We start from the raw sequence: 20,248 nt of genomic DNA on the forward strand, positions 1-20,248 counted from the left end.
TGTTTAGTAGGCAACGGGCCTAGTGGTGATGTTGAAATTGCTGGCGGAGGCAACGGTGGATTTATCAACGGAAGCAGGGGGAACACTAGCCTGGGCTGGCAGAAAAATATTCTGGCCAGGACTGGCCTTAACCAAACCAGAACTTGGTTGATTTGCTTCTTGGGCTAGTTGATGTTTGATGGCTTCAGTGTTGGTGATCAGTTGGCGTTCCGTTTGCTGGAGCGCTTTAAGTTGTTGATATTCCTTGCTCCAGAGGGTGGGGGTGTACACCGTCCAACCATAAACCCCTAAAACCGTCGCCACTATTCCCAAGGTAAGGCAAGAAGTGGCCTGTTGAAACCGCAACAAGACCTGTAGAGAAGTGGGTAAAGATTCCTGGGGAGAGGTAATTAGGGGCGTAGGTTGGGAGGCAACTACGGTGGTACGGCGGGAGGCAAAGGCCGGTTTGGGTAAGGCAGACATATAAAAGTTAGTTAGGACTACAAAGGTGCGGTGGGTGAATTGTCTTCACTTTAACGGCAATGGGACAGAATTGGGTCTTTGAGGGGAAACTTTTAGGAGAATGTCGATAAAAACGACTTTTTGGTTTCCATACTCTGTTAGTTAATGGCTCTGAATGGGGTTCGAGATGGACAGTTTTGCTAGTGCAAATTTCGTAGCACAACTACGTGTTTTGATGTCAATAAATTGGGGATCACTTATTATGACCAGGTTTCGCTGCATTGATACCATTCTTGGATTCATCCATCTGGGCTAAAGAATTTTCCTAAAGACCAGTTAACTTTTCCCCCCGCAGGGACAGATCAAGCAATTGGATGGGATGAATAACCCCTAGATTCTGGCCTTGTTTTCCCAGATGTTTTTGGATTTGCAAAGAGCAGCCAGGGTTGGCGGAAATGATTAATTGGGCACCGGTTTGACAGAGATTGTTAACTTTTTGCTGCCCCAGTTCCTCTGCTACGGCTGGTTGGAGCATGTTATAGACCCCGGCACTGCCACAACAGAGGGCCGCATCCAAGGGCTCCCGCAACTGTAAATGGGGAATTTGGGCAATCAACTGTCGGGGTTGGAGACTAATTTTTTGACCATGGATCAGATGGCAAGCATCTTGATAAACCACAGGGGTTAATTCCTCAGTGACGGGGTGGAGGGTTTGATTTAACCCTATCTCCATCAGAAACTCATTAATGTCTCGTACTTTACTAACAAAGGCTTGGGCTTTGGGTAAATATTCAGCATCGTCGGCCAAGATATGATGATATTCCTTCAGTGTGTGACCGCAACCGGCGGCATTAATAATGATGTAGTCCACCTCCGTATTAGCAAAACTGTCGATCATTTGTCTGGCGATCGCCTCGGCTTGATCTGTTTGGCCTTGGTGGGCGGGGAGGGCGGCGCAACAACCTTGGGATTGGGGAATCACTACTTCGCAACCATTGGCAGTTAAAACCCGGACAGTGGCTTCATTGACGGGGGAGAAAAATAATCTTTGTACACACCCAAGAATTATCCCCACTCGGTAACGCTTTTCCCCCTGGGCAGAAATTTCCGTTGGATAATTATCCCGAAAAGAAGCGGCGGTCACCCTGGGCAAAATACTTTCCATGGCCGCTAAACGGGGAAAAAATCTGCTCAATAAGCCCGTTGCTTGCACTAATTTTTGCAAACCACAATTTTGGTAGACCCAGAGCAGGGGCAACAATAACCGCAACCGCCAGGGATAGGGAAATAAGTTAAAAATGATCCCCCGCAAGAGGCGATCGCCAAAGGGACGGTCATGATTTCGTTCCACCTGGGGCCTGGTGGCGGAGATCAACTGGTCATACTGCACCCCCGAAGGACAGGCACTGACACAGGCTAAGCAACCTAAACAACTGTCAAAATGCTGGATGGTGGTGGCATCTAAACTGGCTTGGCCTTGGTTAATGCCATTCATTAGATAGATGCGGCCCCGGGGGGAATCGGTTTCCTTGCCAATGACCCGGTAGCTCGGGCAGGTATTCAAACAAAAACCGCAATGGACACAGCTATCCAACACGGCCTGGGGAGGGGGATTTTGGGAATCAAAGCCGATTTTGGGCTGGTTGACGGCCTGGGCCAAGGCGGTGAAGGAGGGAGGAGCCGACATAGGGACCATGGGGAAAAACACTGTCCCCTATGATCACACTTTTTTCTAGTCTGAAACCGTCAACTTACCCTTAACTTAATCAATGGCCTCAGTAGCGTAAAACCAAGGCAATACGTTGATGTTGAGAGAGGGTGCCATCTTCGACTAAAGCCACTTCCCCACCATTGGCTAACACCACTTCGATGATTTCGTCCACTGCGTCGTCGATGACTTCCGTGCCACCGGGTTCCGCCACCAATTCAATGCCTCCGTTAGTGGAGATAATGGCAGGCTCATGGTAGCTTTTCTCCACCACCAGCAATTTACCTCGACCTTCCTGGGCTAAACGCCAGGCTTCCCCCACGGTGGAAACAAATTTTTGCGCACTAACTGCTTCATCCAAGGAGGTTAAGGCTTGATTTTGTTTAGCTTCCCTGACCGTTTGCATAATCTCCCACACCTGGGGGGTAAGTTCGCTGATGCTGGCCCGGTCAAAATTCCCCAGTAACGTACCGGCGATCGCCGCTGAATGCTGGGACACTTCTTGGAAAAAGGACACTAAACGATCCACACCGCCCACCACTAACGGTAAATTTTCCCCTTCGTTATAGGTACTAAAAGCCCGGTCCACTTCCTGGATAAAACGACGCTGGCGATCGTCTCGATAACTGGAATCAGTGTCCGCTGGTAACGCTTCTGTTCCCCCAGGTCCCGTCATGGCCAAGGTGAAGTAATCATCTTCCACTTCCTCCAAAATATCCCCAGTACCGGCCAGTAAACGACTTGATCCTCGGCTCAATAACAGTACCCAATATTGCAATTGCCGATGCAAACCATAGACCAAATCCCTGGTGGCGAAGGTTTTATCGATCACAACTCGAGCTTGAACAGGAAATGGTAAATAGTACAATTTGGCAAAATCGTGGCTCACATACAAAGCCAAACCACAAAGACCATAACTGTAATCAATAGTCTCCACCAAGTTGTCTAAATTCTTTAGCAGAGGCTCCAATTCCCGCTGGGAATACTCTTCCCCCAATCGAGTTTTAGCTTCACTAACCAAATTCTTAACCACAATGGGGTCTTGTTTATTGCCCGGGGAAGTGCGGTGGGTGGGCAGCAGAATGGAGAGGGCGGGAACAGGAGTTAAGGACTGTAACTGCTTGAGGTCCTGACGATTGATCATTTTGTCTTTACATAGGTCGATCCCCTAAGCTTACTGCCGGGGTCAGCAATGCTAACATTAAGAAAAATGTCGCGGTTTTTACATTTCTTTAAGTTTTAGGTAGTTAAAAATTCTAGTCAAAAGTCCATAAATCCCCCGCTAGCACCGTGCCTAACCCCAAACCCCTGCCACCCCAATCTGAATTGGATAATATTCGTCGCTACAATGCCCAGGCGATCGCCAACTATTACCGTCGTCGTCCCTGGAAAGTGCTATGGCGGGCCTTGGAAGTAGTTTGGTCCTTTGGTTTTTTCCTCACCTGTTTGCTCTGGGATCAGTGGACTGGTCAAGTGGAATACTACAAACGGCAACGGGCGGAGGATTTACGGGAATTGTTGACCAAACTGGGCCCCACTTTTATTAAAGTCGGCCAGGCTCTCTCCACCCGACCGGATCTGGTGCGGCGAGATTTTTTAGAAGAATTAATCAAACTCCAGGATCAATTACCCCCGTTCGATAACGACTTGGCTTTCCAGCTAATGGAAGAGCAACTGGGCATGAAAGTAGACGAAGCCTACCGGGAAATTTCTGCCCATCCCGTGGCCGCGGCTAGTTTGGGGCAAGTGTACCGAGCGATGCTATTTAGTGGTGAAGAAGTGGCAGTAAAAGTACAACGGCCCAATTTAAGACCAAGGCTGAGTCTAGATTTATATTTGATGCGGTTGGGAGCACAGAAATTCGGGCGCTTTTTACCTTTAAATTTAGGTCATGACTTAACCTTAATTGTGGATGAATTTGGTATTAAACTGTTTGAAGAAATTGATTATTTGAACGAAGGTCGCAACGCTGAAAAATTTGCGGAAAATTTCCATGGGGATGCGGAAGTCAAAGTCCCTTGCATTTATTGGCAATACAGTAATCAAAAAGTTCTCACCCTCGAATGGATTCAAGGTTTTAAATTAACTGATACAGATAAAATTCGGGCGGCGGGCCTCGACCCCAGTGATATTATTCGGATTGGGGTTACTTCGGGTTTAAGACAACTGTTGGAACATGGTTTTTTCCACGCCGATCCCCATCCCGGAAATCTTTTTGCTACCCTAGATGGTCGCATGGCCTATATCGACTTCGGCATGATGGATCAACTGGAGCCAGGGACAAAAGAAACCATTGCCAGCTCCATTGTCCAGCTAATTAACAAGGATTACCTGGCCCTCACAGAAGACTTTATTGCCCTCGGTTTTCTTGCCCCCAACACGGACATTACCCCCATCATTCCTGCCCTAGAAAATGTTTTTGGTAGCGCCATTGGTCAAAGTGTCCAAGACTTTAACTTTAAAACCATCACCGACGATTTTTCTGAGTTGATGTACGATTACCCTTTCCGGGTTCCGGCCAAATTTGCCTTGATTATTCGTTCTTTGGTCACCCAGGAAGGATTAGCTTTAAGCTTAGATCCTAATTTTAAAATTGTTGAAGTGGCCTATCCCTACGTGGCCCGGCGTTTATTAACCGGAGAATCACCCCAACTACGTCGTCAACTCATTGATGTGCTGTTTAAAAATGGCAAATTCCAATGGCAACGGTTGGAAAATATGCTCAGCATTGCCCGTTCGGACACCAAATTCGATCTTCTGCCCACTGCCCAATTAGGTTTGCAATTCCTTTTTTCCGAGGAAGGTCTATATTTACGGCGGCAAATTTTACTAGCTTTAACGGAAGATGATCGCCTCCATACCGATGAAGTACAACGGATTTGGGGTTTGGTAAAAGATGACTTTAAGCCCCAGGAACTGGTCAATGTCGCCTGGAATGCAGTGCGGGAATTTTCCCTGGCCGGCGTGAGCACCATTCTGCCGCAACGATAATTTTTCCTGCTTGTTGGCGGATGAATAGAGTTTAAGCAATCATAACGCTTGATGTTACAAAACGTCGGCGGCTTTTTAAGCTATCATAATAGCCTTACTTTCATCTGTCCTAGGGAAGAGTTGATATGTTTCTCAAGATTTTTCAAAAGAAGAACAATATTGATGCTACCCCAGAGGCTCCGGCCCCCGAGGAACAGAATGCCAAATCTACCTTGCCTGGTGTGCCAAGGGTGCCCATTGAAGAGCAAAAGCTTCTCCGTCGTCAGTGCAAACAGTTTGTCATTGATGAATTTGGTAAGTCTGTCATTAATCTTCGTCTCCAGAAGGGCATACTAACTCCTCTACACATTGTTGATCTTCATAAGGTGGTAGTGCCCCGGGAGTATTATCAAAATCCCCAGCGTTTGATTGAGCAAAGGGTACAAGAATGTTTGGAAATCCATCGCCAAAATCTGGGACAAAAACTTTATCGAGAATCTTTTAACCTTCAGCCGGGACATCTATTAGTTGCGATTAAGGACATTCGCAAAAAATCGATTGTATCTTTCAAGGATTACGCTGATAACCTGGACAAATTTTTAGAAATTTTTAACCCCGCTATCCATCAACTGCTACTAATTCGTTACTTCATTCCCCCAGTTCCGGATGATATGCATCAGTTTGATAATATTGAACTGCCGCCTCAATTTGAGAAAATTTTGACTGATGTGATCAACTTTTGTGACCTCAATTATAGTCTGGATAATTTGACCTACGACAAATGGCAGGCTTTAGTCCATGCCCTAGATGAGACCGGGGTTAGCCTCAATTTAGTTAATAAACACCAGGAGTATCCTTTCCGGGAGATGTTTACCTTTGACTACGGAGAAATTGGCTACCGTAAAGTGTTAGCTAAATTATTACTAAAGGAAAAAGTGGAAAAACGAACAGTGGTAATTCCCCTATTTGTGATTATGTTAGCTTTCTTTTGTTCGGAACCCAATGCCAGAGTTAGTTTTCCCTACCATTTTCTCTTTACTGCCACGGGGGATGCTAAGAAGCGTTCCATGGAAAAAGGTAAAATATCCTTCTTTAAGCTCTTTAATCAATTGTTGGATGAATCCTTAACCCAGGATCAACTAAGCAAGTGTTTAGCTGTAATTCACAATGAAGTTTTCCAAATTCACCAAATGGAAATTGATGATTTGCTCCTCGGTTACCGGCAAAAGCACAATGCCATGAGCGGAGTTTAAGTTGTTTTCCGATTAAACTTGAATGTCCAACTTGTCTTAAATTGGTCTGTTTAAGTAACCGAGTCGATTTCAATGCTCCCTTTGCCGTCCTTGCCATCCCCTTGGCGATCGCCGTTATTGGAGCTGTAGGGATTAGCGAATAACCTTTCCGGGTCGAGGGCATCGGGATGGGTAGAAAATTGGGGCAATACTTCCCGAATGAAAGCGGCGGAAGCCTTAGAACGGTAACGGTTAGGGTTAATGATGACGGAAAGAACCCGGCGAATTTCCACATTTTTAATCGGAGCGATATGGAGCACATTCATCTCCAATTCCTTTTCGATTGCCGTGGTGGAGACAAAGGCCGCCCCCAAACCAGACTGCACCGCATTTTTAATCGCCTCAATGGAGTTAAGTTCCATTTCAATTTTGAGACGCTTGGTATCAATTTCCCCCTGGCTCAACACCTTATCAATCACTTTGCGGATGGTGGACTGGGAATCGAGGCTAATAAACTTGAGCTTGTATAAATCTTCTTTTTGGATAGTCTCTGCCTGGGCTAGGGGATGGAGCACCGGCAAAATCAAGGCCAATTCGTCTTCAGCGTAGGGCAACACGGTCAGAGTTTCCTGCAACTCCGCCGGTACTTCGCCGCCGATAATGGCCAAATCCACCTGGCCATTGGCCACGCCCCAAGCTGTCCTACGGGTGGAATGGACCTGTAATTGCACCGTTACGTCAGGATATTGCTGCCGGAACATGCCGATCATCCGAGGTAGGAGGTAGGTGCCCGTAGTTTGGGAAGCCCCCACAATCAGGGTGCCTCCTTGTAAATTCTGTAAATCTTCGATCGCCCGACAGGTTTCTTGGCAGAGGGTAATAATCTTTTCGCCGTAATTGAGGAGCAAATGCCCTGCCTCCGTCAACTGGGCCTTGCGTCCTCCCCGGTCGAATAGGGGCACACTCAACTGTTTTTCCAGGTTTTGCACCTGCAAACTAACCGCCGGTTGGGAAACGTACAATGTGTCTGCCGCCCGTTTAAAACTGCCTTCCGAGGCGATCGCCTTGAGGATGCGAAGTTGATCCAGCGTGAACGGGATATCCGACATAGATCCAGCCAAACGATGAACAAGACAGGGACAGCCCTATTGCACTGACAGTACCACAATTAGAGCCTTTGCAACGGTATCGCCCAGGGTCTAATTCGTTAATGGGAACCTAGTTAATATCAGGACTGATCCCGCTTAAAAAAAAGTTAATCTACTATGGTCGACGCAAAAAAGAGGGCAGTTGATTCACTCCCTCCCTTTGCAAAATCCACCAAATGGTGGTTATTAGCTTATTTTTGCTACTCCGCCGACCCCAGCTGGGCGCTAAAGCCTTCAGCATTAAACACCCTGGTCAAAGTGAAACTAGCTCAGGGAAGCATTACTGCGGTCATAGGTTGTGCGGAAACTGGATTGAGGTTTGCCCTGCACAGTGGTCCAAAAATCCTTTTCTGCTTCCACGCCAATCTCAGCGGCAGCGCGGGACAACATGGATTGTTGACGGTTTTTGATGAATTGGTGGTGGCGCATCATGAGAGCGCGAGCCTGTTGTTGAGTAGACATAGTTAATACCTCTTGACGATTGCTGAAAAAAGTTTTGGTTAATTACCCTCTTTAATATTTATAGCACAAATTCTGTAACATTTTATACAGAAACAAAAATTTACATCCCCTTCTTCCCTGTGTTCAATTCCCCAGTTAGACCTATGCGCTATGGCTTCTATACCCTTGACGTGTTCACTGACCAACTTTTTGGCGGTAATCCCCTGGCGGTTTTTCCCGATGCTGAGGGTTTGACCGATGGACAAATGCAAAAAATTGCAGCGGAAATCAATTATTCCGAAACGGTGTTTGTTTTGCCCCCAGTGACGGAAACGGGGAATTTTCGCCTAAGAATTTTTACCCCCAAAAGGGAATTGGATTTTGCAGGGCATCCCACCATTGGGACCACCTATCTGTTGGGTTTGCTCCAGCCCCCCAGCCCTTTAGTTACCACCACTTGGCAGTTGGAAGAGCCGGTGGGCCTAGTGCCCGTTACCCTCCACTACAAGCAAGGACAACTGGTGCAAACAGAATTAACCGTGGCCCAGCTTCCCCAAACCAAGGATTCTGCCCCATCTTGTGAAGATTTGGCCTTGCTTTTGGGATTATCCATTGATCAGCTACAGCAAGGAGAATATGAACCCCAAGCCTATTCCTGTGGATTGCCCTTTTTATTTATTCCACTGATAAATGAGGAGGCGTTAAATCGGATTAGTTTTAATCCATCGGTTTGGCAAAATCTCTTGGCGGGTCAATGGGCCGATTGCGTTTACTGCCTGGCCCCAGGAGATCCTTCACTGGGTTTGTCCGATAACAAGTTGATCCATGGGCGGATGTTTGCCCCTGGTTTGGGCATTGCGGAAGATCCGGCCACTGGCTCCGGGGTAGCGGCATTGGGAGGTTATTTAGACGATCGCCTAGACACTCCAGGCTCACACCATTGGCAAATTGAACAGGGCAAAGCCTTGGGAAGGCCCAGCCAATTACAGTTAACTGTGGTAAAAGACGGTCAGGGGATTAGGGCAGTGAAAGTGGCCGGGCGATCCGTTTTAGTCTCGGAGGGCTTCATGAACCTGGGGAATTAGAAACAAATTGCAGAATTATCACCCCCTGGGGGCAGAAATTTTTCTTCTTCCCCGACCCCAAACTGCGGTGAAAATGGGATTTGACCATTGCTTGTGTACACAACGAGGAAAAATTGAGGGGATTGTGATAGGATGGTTGGTCGGACGCGGACGTGGCGGAATTGGTAGACGCGCTAGATTTAGGTTCTAGTGTCTTTGGCGTGGGAGTTCGAGTCTCCCCGTCCGCATTAAGGGAACAAAACTTCTATTGTTCTTAGCCAAGACGGCTTTCTTTAAGATCTCTAGTACGGGCGAAGCGGTTTGTGCTGAAGCTAATGATTCGTGACTTGATCCTTAGAATCTCGGGGAAATATAAATAGTCGTCCATCCTGAAACAGGCTTTAAAAACTAAGTGACGTTCAGTGCAATCTTAACAACATGAGGTTAATAATTCAGCCGTTATGCTACTTCAATTTACCAAAGCCCTGAATGGCGGTAATTTATACCCCCCAGTTATTAAGAAGCTTTCATTGTTTATTTAACAAATTTAAGAAGGTATTAATGTCTTTAGAAGACCTTATTTTTGTCCCAATTATTTTACCCTGCAACCTACAATGATAAAAGAGCAATACTTCTGTGAAAATTACGATAATTAAAGAGTGTTATTTTCAGCCTCAAATTTCGCCTCGATATAGCCAGCTTCTACCAAAAAAGCCCTCAGAGCATCGGGATAGGAGTCGTATTTAACCTCGTTTAAACAGTTACTTTGGTCATCATATTCCAAACAATTAGTTAGCCCCCAATCAGACTCCCGGTCGTAATATTTGAGCATGGTCTGCCAGCCCTCATCCAATTCACCAATTAGGGCTTTATTAGCGACATAGGCGGCGAGAAAACCGTTCTTTTCCGAATCCTGGGCTACAATTTCTGGCAGATCTTTTTCCATAGATTGAGCATTTTCTCGATGGATAAATTGGAAGCTAGGCTCAAAGGACACATCCACTACTTGACCATTTTGCAGAGCCCAAATCTGGGCTGGGGCCGCACTACCGGCATAGGAGGAAAAGAGATAAAGGAAACGATTATCTACCTCTACATACTCATCCCAACCATCATTATTTAGATCTTCCGCCGGATGGGGGCCACCATTAAAAAAGCCGAAGTCCCGTACAGACCAATCACTCCCATTTTGATTACTGGTAAAGACTTTGACCTCGTTGCAACAATGGGCACCGCCGGTATAGGTAGCAAAAAGCACTGCTGGATAAGGATTATCCCGATCCATATCAGTAATCTGCAGCAAAGCGATGGGCATGGGGGACTCTGACCCTTCTAGAGTGGCTACAATTTTGTTTTTAAATTTAACGGTGACGGTGGGAAACCAACTTTCATAGCCATCATGTTTTTCTTGGCGATAGCTGATGCTGGCACTCACATCGCCTTTTTCTACTTTTCCGTTTAATTTTGGTTCGTCGCTATTAGGATCAAAGGTCTCAAAAGTATATGTGTCTGAGTTTTGAGCCAGTTGCACTTCTTGGCGATCGCCATTCACCTGTTGATTCTGCTCTACTGCTGGAGGGAAGGAGGGAGTAATGGCACAAGCAGATAGGGGCCAAACCGAGGCTAGGGCCAACCCCAGCAGACCAATGTGAAAACTCTGATATGGAGCCATGACTATCATCTCCCCCAAATTAGACCGTTGATTTTTCCAATCTCCATTGTGGCAGGAATTTTTCGGGGCCATAACTTTTTTGCCTAGGCAGTAACTAAACTTAAAGCTTCCCCGGTGAGGCTAAAGGCCCGGGCTTCGGTAATTTTTACCGGCACTGTTTTACCCAATAGTTCGCTAATCTCTCCTTGGAAAAAAGTTAAGCGGTTGCCCCTGGTGCGTCCCATCACCTGCCCTGGGCTCTTAAGGTTTTCCCCTTCCACCAGCACTTCTTCCACCCGACCGAGGTAACGTTGGGAGCGTTCCATGGCCTGGGTGGAAACTAGATGATTTAATCTTTGCAGGCGATCGCCTTTGACTTCTTCGGAAAGTTGATTGTCCCAGAAGGCCGCGGGGGTGCCGGGACGGGGAGAATAGGCAGCGGTGTTGAGTAGGTCAAAACCAACCTCTTCAATTAGGTTGAGGGTATTTTCAAACTGGGCTTCCGTTTCCCCTGGGAAACCAACAATCACATCGGCACTGATGGCCGCATCGGGCATATAGCGACGGATTTTTTCAATGATCTGTAAATATTTTTCCCTGGTGTAGCCCCGTTTCATTGCTTTAAGAATGTCGTTATCCCCCGATTGGAAAGGAATATGGAAATGTTCACAAACCTTGGGCAATTCTTGGCAGGCTTGAATTAACCGTTCGGTGAAATAACGGGGATGGCTAGTGGCAAACCGCAGGCGATCAATCCCCTCAATATCATGGACGTGGTAGAGCAAATCCGTCAGGGTATGGAGATGGCGACCCGATGGAGTGGTGCCTGGTAGATCCCGGCCGTAGGCATCAATGTTTTGCCCCAGTAGTGTGACCTCTTTAAATCCTTGTTGGGCCAGGACTTCCATTTCTCCATAAATGGCTTCTGGAGTACGGGATTGTTCTACCCCCCGCACATTGGGCACCACACAATAACTACAACGTTCATTACAACCGTAGATAATATTCACCCAGGCACTGACGGTGCTTTCCCGCCGGGGTTTGGTGATGTCTTCCATAATGTGCAGACTCTCCGTCGCCACCACCTGACTACCAGCCCACACCTGTTCTAGTAACTGATCTAGCCGATTCGCATGTTGAGGCCCCATCACCAGGTCCAACTCTGGCACCCGGCGCAATAATTGCTCCCCTTCCTGTTGGGCCACACAGCCCGCCACCACCAGAGTTAATTCCGGTTCTACTTGTTTCCTTTTGGCTTGACGACCAAGGTATGAGTAGACTTTTTGCTCAGCGTTGTCCCGAATAGAACAGGTATTGTAGAGGACTAAATCCGCCTGGTTGGGGTCATCGGTGTAGGTCATGCCCAAATTTTCCAGAATGCCGGCCATCCTTTCCGAGTCCGCCTTATTCATCTGGCAGCCAAAGGTAATAATGTGGTAGCGACGGTGGGAAACATTCATGGGAAATAGGGCGAAGCAATGAACAGCACAATGTCTGATTATAGTTCCCCGTCTTGACCCCCGGCTGTCCCCCAACCTGATAAATTGGACAGATATCAGTGATAGACATTTACTCGGATTTAATATGAGAGCTCTGGTTATTGGCGGTGATGGTTACTGTGGTTGGGCCACGGCACTGTATCTCTCTAACAAAGGCTATGAAGTCGGTATTTTAGACAGTTTGGTGCGGCGCTATTGGGACGCCCAGTTGGGGGCTGAAACCTTGACTCCCATCGCCCCCATCCGGCAACGCCTTGATCGTTGGTATGAGTTGACCGGCAAAAAGATCGACCTGTTCATTGGCGATATTAACGACTATCCCTTTTTGACCAACGCCCTCCGTCAGTTCCAGCCCGATGCGGTGGTGCATTTTGGGGAGCAACGGTCAGCGCCTTTTTCCATGATTGACCGGGAACATGCGGTGCTGACCCAGGCCAATAACGTATTGGGCAACTTGAATCTGCTCTATGCACTGAAGGAAGATTTCCCCGATTGTCATTTGGTGAAACTAGGCACCATGGGGGAATACGGTACGCCCAACATTGACATCGAAGAAGGGTACATCACCATTGAGCATAAAGGTCGTAAAGACACCCTACCCTACCCCAAACAACCCGGTAGTTTCTATCACCTCAGTAAGGTTCACGATAGCCATAACATCCACTTCGCTTGCAAAATCTGGGGTCTGCGGGCCACGGATTTAAACCAGGGCATTGTTTACGGGGTACTCACCGAAGAAACCGGCATGGATGAAATGCTGATCAACCGTCTTGATTATGACGGTGTATTTGGTACGGCTCTGAATCGTTTTTGTATTCAGGCGGCCATTGGCCATCCCCTGACAGTGTACGGTAAAGGTGGACAAACCCGTGGTTTGCTGGATATTCGGGATACGGTGCGCTGTATTGAACTGGCGATCGCCAACCCGGCCGATAAAGGTCAATTCCGGGTGTTTAACCAATATACGGAACTGTTCAGCGTTGGTGACTTGGCCCAAATGGTGCAAAAAGCGGGCGCGGATCTCGGTCTAAAAGTGGAAATTGACCACTTGGAAAATCCCCGGGTTGAGTTGGAAGAACACTATTTCAACGCCGTCAATACCAATCTGCTGGATTTGGGACTCCAACCCCACTTCTTGTCTGATTCTTTGCTCGATTCCCTGTTGAACTTTGCCACCAAGTACAAAGACCGGGTGGATCAAAAACACATTCTGCCGAAAGTTACCTGGCGCGGCTAGGTTCTGATGAAGGTTACCCTCACTAGTTTGGTGGGGGTTTTCTTTTTCCAATTCTGGTGGGGAAGAGTTTTTCTTAACCCACATTGCTCTAGACGGAATTCTGGTTAATTTTTAGATTTTTTATTTTTCATTGGCAAAAATTATGGCTGATCCCCTCACCCCTGCTATCAGTGACCGCATTTGTAAACACATGAACGAAGACCATGCCTCGGCGATCGCCCTTTATGCCCAGGTTTTTGGTCAACAAACCGATGTAACCATGGCCCAGATGCAGGCCATCGATCCCACGGGTATGGATTTAGTGGTGGAAAGTGAGGGTGGCTCAAAAACTATCCGCATTGAATTCGAGCAACCCCTGAAGGATTCTGAAGATGCCCACCAAGTATTGATTGCCATGGCTAAGCAGGCCCGGAGTGTTGGTAAAAATAGCTAATTTGCTCCATGGATTCTGCCGCTACCTGGACAACCGTTAAACGTCAATGCCGGCCTCCGCTAACAATGCCTTGAGGCGATCGTTTTCTGCTTCCGCTAATTCGGCCCGGAGTTTTTCCCGCTCAGCCCGTTGAGCCTCTTCGTTGGCCCGTTGGGATGCTTGTTCAGCCTGGGTTGCTAATGCCACGGTGGAGAGAAAAGGTCGCCCGTCAGGATAATAAACCCGCAAAGTCTCAGCGCTCAGCTCAAATTTTATGCCCAACAAAGGACTAACCCAATGGGCCATCTCCTCGATGATGGTCAACTCTCCGCCAATTCGTTGCAACCCAGTTAGCTCATTGTCATCTGGATCATAAACATAGTACTCTTCTACGCCGTGATGGTCATAGAACTTCAACTTTTTGGTCATTTCCTTGAGGGTGTTGCCAGGGGATAAAATTTCAAACACCACTTGGGGCGCTTGGTTATTTTCCTGCCACTGGCGGTAGGAACCCCGTTTTCCCTTGGGTCTGCCCAAAGCCACCATTACGTCCGGTGCCACGCGAATTTCTGGATGCCCTTCCACGGGATACCACAACAGGTCTCCCCCGACAAATACGTCTGGGTTGTGGGCGAAGAGGCATTCCAAATTTTCTTTCAGGAGGACAATCCATTCAAATTGTTCTGTGTTGTCGGCCATGGGCTGTCCATCGCTGTCGGGGTAAATGATTTCTCGGTCGAGGGCTACGGTCATGGGGTTAATCCTCGCAATTTTTTCTCCAGTCTAGACAATGCCTCGCATGGGTGGGACTTTGACCAACACTGAAAAGTTTGGGTCTTTAAGACTTTAACCATTTATCCTCGTCGGAACTGTCCTTGGCGATCGCCAGGTAGCCATAACCCTTGGGGGACTGGTCAATGATCAAAATTTCCTGATTATGGTGGGGAATGACGGTGGCCCAATCCGGTAGGCTAACGCTGATGGTGATTAGATTTCCCGCATTGTCATAAACATGGGCTTGGCCGATGGTGCCATTGGCTAGGTAGGGCAACTTTTTCGAGGTGACAGTGCCCGTGCAACCAATGACCCGTTCTGTGCTGACATCCTGGCTAAAGGTCTTAAATAAATGGGCGATCGGACGGGAAGCAAGGCGACCAAGCCAAAGACTGATGGCCAGGGAAACCAGGAAAATTATCCCAGCCCAACCCATTAGTTCCCTAGGCATAGTCCCCGTCACCGTAGCTACAGTCACATTCAATATCCAGCCGATTACTCCCCAGAGACTAAAATCTATACCGAGGAGAATCATCAACGGAACTTTACCCAAACCGAAAAAGGAGAGTACTTGCAGGGCCATGGGCACGGCTTCCCCCTCTTCCATGTCTCCCCCCTGGTCAAGCTCCACGTCTAAATGGGTGATGTCCACATCGGAGCTCGCTTCTAGGGACATTTCCACATCCAAATCTTCATCCCCATCCCCAGAAATTATCATCAATCCTAGGCAGAGTATTCCCAACCCCAGCAGTAACCAGTAGGTCAAATTAGCTAAGTGGAAAAGCATAATGACGGTATTCCTTATACTAACGATGGTTTTTTGGCAGACGTACCCGTGCTGGATTGAGGGGACAAAGAAGTTGGTTGAGGGCACGAAGTTGTTCTACTGTGCCTAGGCAAATGAGAGAATCAGCGTCTAGTAAATGGGTGTCCCCCATGGGGCCCACAATTAATTTACGATCTTGGCGACGAATGGCCAGAATTAATGCTCCTGATTGGGCCCGGAGTTGGGCCTCCCGCAAGGTTTGGCCAATGTAGGGACAGTCTTCGGCCCCAATGCGAAATTCTTCCATATAGAAGGAACGGTCCGCTCCGGTGAGAATACCATCAACAAAACTCACCACCTGGGGTCGCAATGCCGCCGCCGCTAGCCGTTTACCCCCGGTAATGTAAGGAGAAACCACTTCATCAGCCCCGGCCCGTTTCAGTTTTTGCACCGCTTCTTCGGAACTGGCCCTGGCGATCGCCCGAATTTTCGGATTGAGGGTTTTAGCAGAAAGCACCGTATATAAATTTTCTGCGTCGGAGGAAAGGGCAGAAACAATACAAATAGCCCGTTCAATGTGGGCTGCCAGGAGGATTTCGTCCAGGGTGGCATCTCCCTGGAGGACAGCATAGTCCCTCAGCTTTGCCTGGATAATAACCTCTGGGGAAGCGTCAATCACCACAAAGGGAATATTTTCTACGGCAAACTCAAAGGCAATTTGTTGCCCTGTGCGTCCATAGCCACAAAGAATATAATGGTCCGCTAATCGCTCAATCACCTTTTGCTCCTGCCGCCGGCGTAAACTATCTTGAAAGTATCCTTGGATAAAGGCTTCGGTGAAACGATTTACCATGTAGCCGATGGTCAACAAGCCCATCAAAATCAGCAAAATGGTAAATAAACGGGATGCCGGACTGAGGGGATGGGTTTCCCCAAAGCCAACGGTGGCTAGGGTAATGGTGGTCATGTAGAAGGCATCTAACCAAGTCCAGTCTTCCACGTATCTGTACCAGGCCGTACCGACCACAAATAGGCCCGCTAGGGTAATGGCCCCAGCCATTAATTCCTGTCTTAACCTGCGCCCCTGGCGATCGATGAGATTTAACAGGTTTTCCTGACTTGATGATCCCAATCCCATCCTAAAACCTCACTTAAAACAGGTCAGTCGATTTAAGATCAGGAGACAATTATTTCAGAGGGGTGACCCTACCCCTGCAGACCATATCCAAATTTGGCCAGTCTAACGCGTTAGGAGCCCCCCGTGACCTATTCCCCTGTTGTTGAATCCGTCGAAGCCCAAGCTTTTGCCGTAACCGACCTATCCCCTGCCGCCGAGTTTAAAACCGCAGATTTTGATACCTATGTGATGAACACCTATGGGCGATTTCCCATTGCGATCGCCAGGGGTCAGGGCAGTACTTTATGGGATACCGAGGGCAAGAGTTATCTTGATTTTGTCGCTGGCATTGCCACCTGTACCCTTGGCCACGCCCATCCGGCCTTGGTTAGGGCGGTTTCTGACCAAATTCAAAAGCTCCACCACGTCTCAAACTTGTACTATATTCCCGAACAAGGGGAGTTGGCTAAATGGATTGTGGAGCATTCCTGTGCGGACCGGGTTTTCTTTTGCAACTCTGGGGCAGAGGCCAATGAAGCGGCGATTAAATTAGTGCGAAAATATGCCCACACTGTCCTGGATTTCCTCGAACAGCCCGTTATTCTCACCGCCAAAGCTAGTTTCCACGGCCGTACCCTAGCCACCATCACCGCCACGGGCCAGCCTAAATATCAGCAATATTTTGACCCTCTGGTGCCCGGCTTTGACTACGTACCCTATAACGATATTCGCTCTTTGGAAAATAAAGTGGCTGATTTAGATGAAGGTAATAGTCGAGTGGCAGCCATTTTCCTCGAACCTCTCCAAGGGGAGGGGGGAGTCCGCCCTGGGGATTTGGCCTATTTCAAACGGGTGCGGGAGATCTGTGACCAAAACGATATTTTGTTGGTCTTTGACGAAGTGCAAGTGGGGGTAGGACGCACTGGCAAGTTGTGGGGCTACGAACATCTAGGGGTGGAGCCAGACATTTTCACCAGTGCCAAGGGTCTGGCCGGGGGCGTTCCCATTGGGGCGATGATGTGCAAAAAATTCTGTGACGTATTTGAGCCGGGCAACCATGCCAGTACCTTTGGTGGTAATCCCCTGGCCTGTGCCGCTGGGCTAGCGGTCTTAAAAACCATTGAAGGCGATCGCCTGTTGGACAATGTCCAGGCCCGGGGGGAACAGCTACGGAGTGGTTTGGCGGAAATTAAAAATCAATATCCCACACTCTTTACCGAAGTCCGGGGTTGGGGCTTAATCAACGGTCTGGAAATTAGCGCCGAAAGTTCCCTCACCTCCGTTGAAATTGTCAAAGCCGCCATGGAACAGGGTTTACTCCTGGCCCCCGCTGGTCCCAAAGTGTTACGGTTTGTGCCCCCCCTAGTGGTGACGGAAGCAGAAATTGCCCAGGCAGTGGAAATTCTCCGTCAGGCGATCGCCACTTTGGTTTGATCAGTTAATTATTGAATAAATATCACACCGTCCTAGTTTTTAAATCGCAGTCTGGGGCGGTTTGTTACTGGGAAATCAAACCATTGGCCTAGTTGACTTGCTGAAATTTTTTCTCCTTGCCACGCCATGAAAAACCTTTGGCAATTGCCCGATCGCCTACCGGATCAAGAGCAATTTGACCTGCTGCTGGAAAATAAAAATATTACTTTAGAACGAATTATTTCCACTGGGCAGATAACTCCGCCAGGGGAATGGTATGACCAAGACCGTCCAGAATGGGTAGTATTGTTGCAGGGAAAAGCAGAAATAACCTACGATACCGGTGCAGTGATTAGCCTTGGTCAAGGGGATTATCTGCTCATTCCGGCTCGGCAAAAACATCGGGTAACATTTACCACTCATGAACCCCCTTGCATTTGGCTAGCTTTACATTTTAGTTAAATCCCTATGTCCCTAGAGCGTCAAACTTTAAAGCAAAAACTATCAACCTTAATTCAACCGCTACAAACAGCAAAGCGGGGCGCTCCCCTCACCAATCGTACTTTATCTGCCACCACCTGCCAACAAATTGAATCCCTAGTGACGGCGATCGAAGCCTTAAATCCTAACCTATCCCCACTGTTATACTCACCCCAATTATTAGATGGCAATTGGTGGTTAAATTACTCCACTGCCAGGGAAATTAGATCCCTAGATAAGTTGCCCCTGGGGCTGAAAGTTGGCCGTATTTATCAAATCATTAACGTCCCCAATCAATCGTTTCTAAATCAAGCTTTTGTTTACCATCCCCTGGGGCTAGCAAAAGGTTATGTCAAAGTAACAGCAAAGTTTGAAATTGCCAAACCGGCTGGGACAGTGCTACCGGATAAGCGCATCAATGTGGAATTTTTAGAAAGAATGATTTCCATTCAAAAATTAATGGGTGTCCCCACCCCCAAGTTAGACCCAGCCAAAGTTGTACCTGCCCGATCGCCAGAGGGAAGAATTCCTTTCTTAGAAATCACCTACCTTGATGATGATTTGAGAATCGGTAGAGGTGGCGAAGGTAGTCTATTTGTGTTGTCAAAAGTGTCTGAAGTTACCCCATAGAATTAACTATGATTGAGAGCAGAAGCTCATGAAAAATAAGTTGGGAATAATATTAGTTTGTAACTGTTTGTTTTCCCTCTTTATTAATCGTGGTGTGGGAGCGGAAGAAACCATTAACATTGGCGATTGTAGCTTCAATGGCCATCCCCTCTACGGCAAAATTCAATTAGTTGGCTCTTTCCCCGATCTCACAGTGCAGGTGGTCAGTTCTTTTCCCGATCTTAAGGTGCAACTAGTGGAAAGTTTTCCCAATCAATGTGGGCAATGGCAAATTGTCACCTCCTTTCCCGATACCAAAGTTCAAATTGTCGAATCCTTTCCCGACGTTAAAATTCAGTACGTGGATAGTTTTCCTGGCCTGCCGTAACCTTAATCTTTGCCAATATTTTTCGGCATATTTTTGGGTGTTTCCCCAGGAAAAATTAGGGGGAAACTAGTTTAGCAGCGCCGCTCCATGCCAATCCATGTGATCACCGATGAAACTAGCAATAAAGTAATAGCTATGGTCATAGCCCGGTTGCATACGGAGGGTGAGGGGATGGTTAGCCGCCGTGCAGGCCGCTTGGAGTAACTCTGGCCGCAATTGGGTAGGGAGGAATGGATCAGCGTCGCCATAGTCCACGAAAAATGGTAGCCGCTCTGGAGCCGATTTAATCAGAGCACAGGTATCCCAAGCTTGCCAGCTTAACTGGTTATCCCCTAAATAAGCTTGGAAGGCCTTTTGTCCCCAGGGAACTTGAGTGGGGGCAACAATGGGAGAGAAGGTGGAAACACTGCGATAACGACCGGGATTACGCAGGGCAATGACTAGGGCCCCATGGCCCCCCATGGAATGGCCAAAAATACTCCGGGCATCGGTGGCGGCAAAATTAGCCTCAATCCACGTAGGCAGCTCTTGCACAATGTAATCATGCATTTGATAGTGGGCTGCCCAGGGAGGTTGGGTGGCGTTGAGATAGAAACCGGCTCCCATACCGAGGTCATAATCTTCAGAATCAGTTACGCCTTCACCCCGGGGGCTAGTGTCTGGCGTCACCATAATTAGTCCATGCTTTGCTGCGTGCTGCTGTAGACCCGATTTAGTGATGGCATTTTGTTCAGTACAGGTGAGGCCAGACAGCCAGTACAAAACTGGGCAATGTTGGTTAGTAGCCTGGGGAGGCAGGTAAACGCCAACGTTCATGGTGCAATTAAGCACAGCGCTGTGATGGCTATAAACGCTTTGCCAACCCCCAAAGCTGGCGTGGTGTTCTAATCGTTCCATG

Annotated in this window: 20 protein-coding genes and 1 tRNA gene; 10 read left to right on the forward strand and 11 right to left on the reverse strand. The window is 47.9% G+C overall.

Annotated features, from left to right (window positions below; translation table 11 throughout):
• Window positions 1-3 precede the first annotated feature (3 nt).
• From C7I86_RS02950 to C7I86_RS02960, 3 genes are all read right to left on the reverse strand, one after another.
• Window positions 4-462, reverse strand: coding sequence for a hypothetical protein (locus C7I86_RS02950; RefSeq protein WP_010871773.1), 459 nt, complete (start codon window positions 460-462; stop codon window positions 4-6).
• A gap of 304 nt (window positions 463-766) precedes the next feature.
• A complete protein-coding gene (locus C7I86_RS02955; RefSeq protein WP_010871774.1) occupies window positions 767-2,149 on the reverse strand; it encodes a (Fe-S)-binding protein in 1,383 nt (460 codons plus the stop codon).
• Window positions 2,150-2,216: 67 nt separating this feature from the next.
• Window positions 2,217-3,293 carry a hypothetical protein gene (locus C7I86_RS02960; RefSeq protein ID WP_010871775.1) on the reverse strand — a complete coding sequence of 359 codons (1,077 nt, stop codon included), beginning with the start codon at window positions 3,291-3,293 and terminating at the stop codon, window positions 2,217-2,219.
• A 146-nt stretch (window positions 3,294-3,439) separates the two neighbouring features.
• Here C7I86_RS02960 and C7I86_RS02965 point away from each other — a divergent pair, with 146 nt between their 5' ends.
• Both C7I86_RS02965 and C7I86_RS02970 read left to right on the forward strand, forming a co-directional pair.
• Window positions 3,440-5,140, forward strand: a complete 1,701-nt coding sequence (locus tag C7I86_RS02965; protein ID WP_010871776.1) for an AarF/ABC1/UbiB kinase family protein — start codon at window positions 3,440-3,442, stop codon at window positions 5,138-5,140.
• 125 nt (window positions 5,141-5,265) lie between these two features.
• The gene (locus C7I86_RS02970) at window positions 5,266-6,372 is read left to right on the forward strand and encodes a hypothetical protein (protein WP_010871777.1); all 1,107 of its coding nucleotides are present in this window, start codon (window positions 5,266-5,268) and stop codon (window positions 6,370-6,372) included.
• Window positions 6,373-6,422: 50 nt separating this feature from the next.
• Here C7I86_RS02970 and C7I86_RS02975 read toward each other — a convergent pair whose 3' ends face one another.
• Both C7I86_RS02975 and C7I86_RS02980 read right to left on the reverse strand, forming a co-directional pair.
• Window positions 6,423-7,460, reverse strand: coding sequence for a LysR family transcriptional regulator (locus tag C7I86_RS02975; RefSeq protein WP_010871778.1), 1,038 nt, complete (start codon window positions 7,458-7,460; stop codon window positions 6,423-6,425).
• Window positions 7,461-7,763: 303 nt separating this feature from the next.
• Entirely contained in the window at window positions 7,764-7,961 is a 198-nt protein-coding gene (locus tag C7I86_RS02980; RefSeq protein WP_010871779.1) for a hypothetical protein, read from the reverse strand.
• Window positions 7,962-8,080: 119 nt separating this feature from the next.
• Here C7I86_RS02980 and C7I86_RS02985 point away from each other — a divergent pair, with 119 nt between their 5' ends.
• Complete coding sequence (locus C7I86_RS02985) at window positions 8,081-9,025, forward strand: PhzF family phenazine biosynthesis protein (protein ID WP_010871780.1); 945 nt, start codon at window positions 8,081-8,083, stop codon at window positions 9,023-9,025.
• A 146-nt stretch (window positions 9,026-9,171) separates the two neighbouring features.
• A tRNA-Leu gene (locus C7I86_RS02990) sits at window positions 9,172-9,252 on the forward strand.
• 404 nt (window positions 9,253-9,656) lie between these two features.
• Here C7I86_RS02990 and C7I86_RS02995 read toward each other — a convergent pair.
• Window positions 9,657-10,676, reverse strand: a complete 1,020-nt coding sequence (locus tag C7I86_RS02995; RefSeq protein ID WP_020861477.1) for a hypothetical protein — start codon at window positions 10,674-10,676, stop codon at window positions 9,657-9,659.
• A gap of 83 nt (window positions 10,677-10,759) precedes the next feature.
• Entirely contained in the window at window positions 10,760-12,115 is a 1,356-nt protein-coding gene (miaB, locus tag C7I86_RS03000) for a tRNA (N6-isopentenyl adenosine(37)-C2)-methylthiotransferase MiaB (protein ID WP_010871782.1), read from the reverse strand.
• A gap of 124 nt (window positions 12,116-12,239) precedes the next feature.
• On the opposite strand from miaB, the gene C7I86_RS03005 reads away from it, so the two are divergent.
• Window positions 12,240-13,391 (forward strand): NAD-dependent epimerase/dehydratase family protein, encoded by a 1,152-nt coding sequence (locus C7I86_RS03005; RefSeq protein ID WP_010871783.1) that lies wholly within the window; start codon window positions 12,240-12,242, stop codon window positions 13,389-13,391.
• A gap of 142 nt (window positions 13,392-13,533) precedes the next feature.
• Window positions 13,534-13,824 (forward strand): DUF2470 domain-containing protein, encoded by a 291-nt coding sequence (locus C7I86_RS03010; protein ID WP_010871784.1) that lies wholly within the window; start codon window positions 13,534-13,536, stop codon window positions 13,822-13,824.
• A 36-nt stretch (window positions 13,825-13,860) separates the two neighbouring features.
• Here the strand turns inward: C7I86_RS03010 and C7I86_RS03015 are convergent, their stop codons facing one another.
• From C7I86_RS03015 to C7I86_RS03025, 3 genes are all read right to left on the reverse strand, one after another.
• A complete protein-coding gene (locus C7I86_RS03015; protein ID WP_010871785.1) occupies window positions 13,861-14,556 on the reverse strand; it encodes a Uma2 family endonuclease in 696 nt (231 codons plus the stop codon).
• 85 nt (window positions 14,557-14,641) lie between these two features.
• Window positions 14,642-15,364, reverse strand: a complete 723-nt coding sequence (locus tag C7I86_RS03020; RefSeq protein WP_020861480.1) for an OB-fold-containig protein — start codon at window positions 15,362-15,364, stop codon at window positions 14,642-14,644.
• A 19-nt stretch (window positions 15,365-15,383) separates the two neighbouring features.
• Window positions 15,384-16,481 carry a TrkA family potassium uptake protein gene (locus tag C7I86_RS03025; RefSeq protein WP_010871787.1) on the reverse strand — a complete coding sequence of 366 codons (1,098 nt, stop codon included), beginning with the start codon at window positions 16,479-16,481 and terminating at the stop codon, window positions 15,384-15,386.
• Between the two features lie 123 nt (window positions 16,482-16,604).
• On the opposite strand from C7I86_RS03025, the gene C7I86_RS03030 reads away from it, so the two are divergent.
• From C7I86_RS03030 to C7I86_RS03045, 4 genes are all read left to right on the forward strand, one after another.
• The gene (locus C7I86_RS03030; RefSeq protein ID WP_010871788.1) at window positions 16,605-17,894 is read left to right on the forward strand and encodes an aspartate aminotransferase family protein; all 1,290 of its coding nucleotides are present in this window, start codon (window positions 16,605-16,607) and stop codon (window positions 17,892-17,894) included.
• 126 nt (window positions 17,895-18,020) lie between these two features.
• The gene (locus C7I86_RS03035) at window positions 18,021-18,335 is read left to right on the forward strand and encodes a cupin domain-containing protein (RefSeq protein WP_010871789.1); all 315 of its coding nucleotides are present in this window, start codon (window positions 18,021-18,023) and stop codon (window positions 18,333-18,335) included.
• Window positions 18,336-18,341: 6 nt separating this feature from the next.
• Window positions 18,342-18,983 (forward strand): PAP/fibrillin family protein, encoded by a 642-nt coding sequence (locus C7I86_RS03040; RefSeq protein WP_010871790.1) that lies wholly within the window; start codon window positions 18,342-18,344, stop codon window positions 18,981-18,983.
• Window positions 18,984-19,011: 28 nt separating this feature from the next.
• Window positions 19,012-19,350, forward strand: a complete 339-nt coding sequence (locus tag C7I86_RS03045) for a hypothetical protein (RefSeq protein ID WP_010871791.1) — start codon at window positions 19,012-19,014, stop codon at window positions 19,348-19,350.
• Between the two features lie 66 nt (window positions 19,351-19,416).
• On the opposite strand, the gene fghA is transcribed toward C7I86_RS03045, so the two are convergent.
• Window positions 19,417-20,247, reverse strand: a complete 831-nt coding sequence (fghA, locus tag C7I86_RS03050) for an S-formylglutathione hydrolase (RefSeq protein ID WP_010871792.1) — start codon at window positions 20,245-20,247, stop codon at window positions 19,417-19,419.
• Window position 20,248 lies beyond the last annotated feature (1 nt).

The organism is Synechocystis sp. IPPAS B-1465 (assembly GCF_003015225.1).
Classification (GTDB): Bacteria; Cyanobacteriota; Cyanobacteriia; order Cyanobacteriales; family Microcystaceae; genus Synechocystis.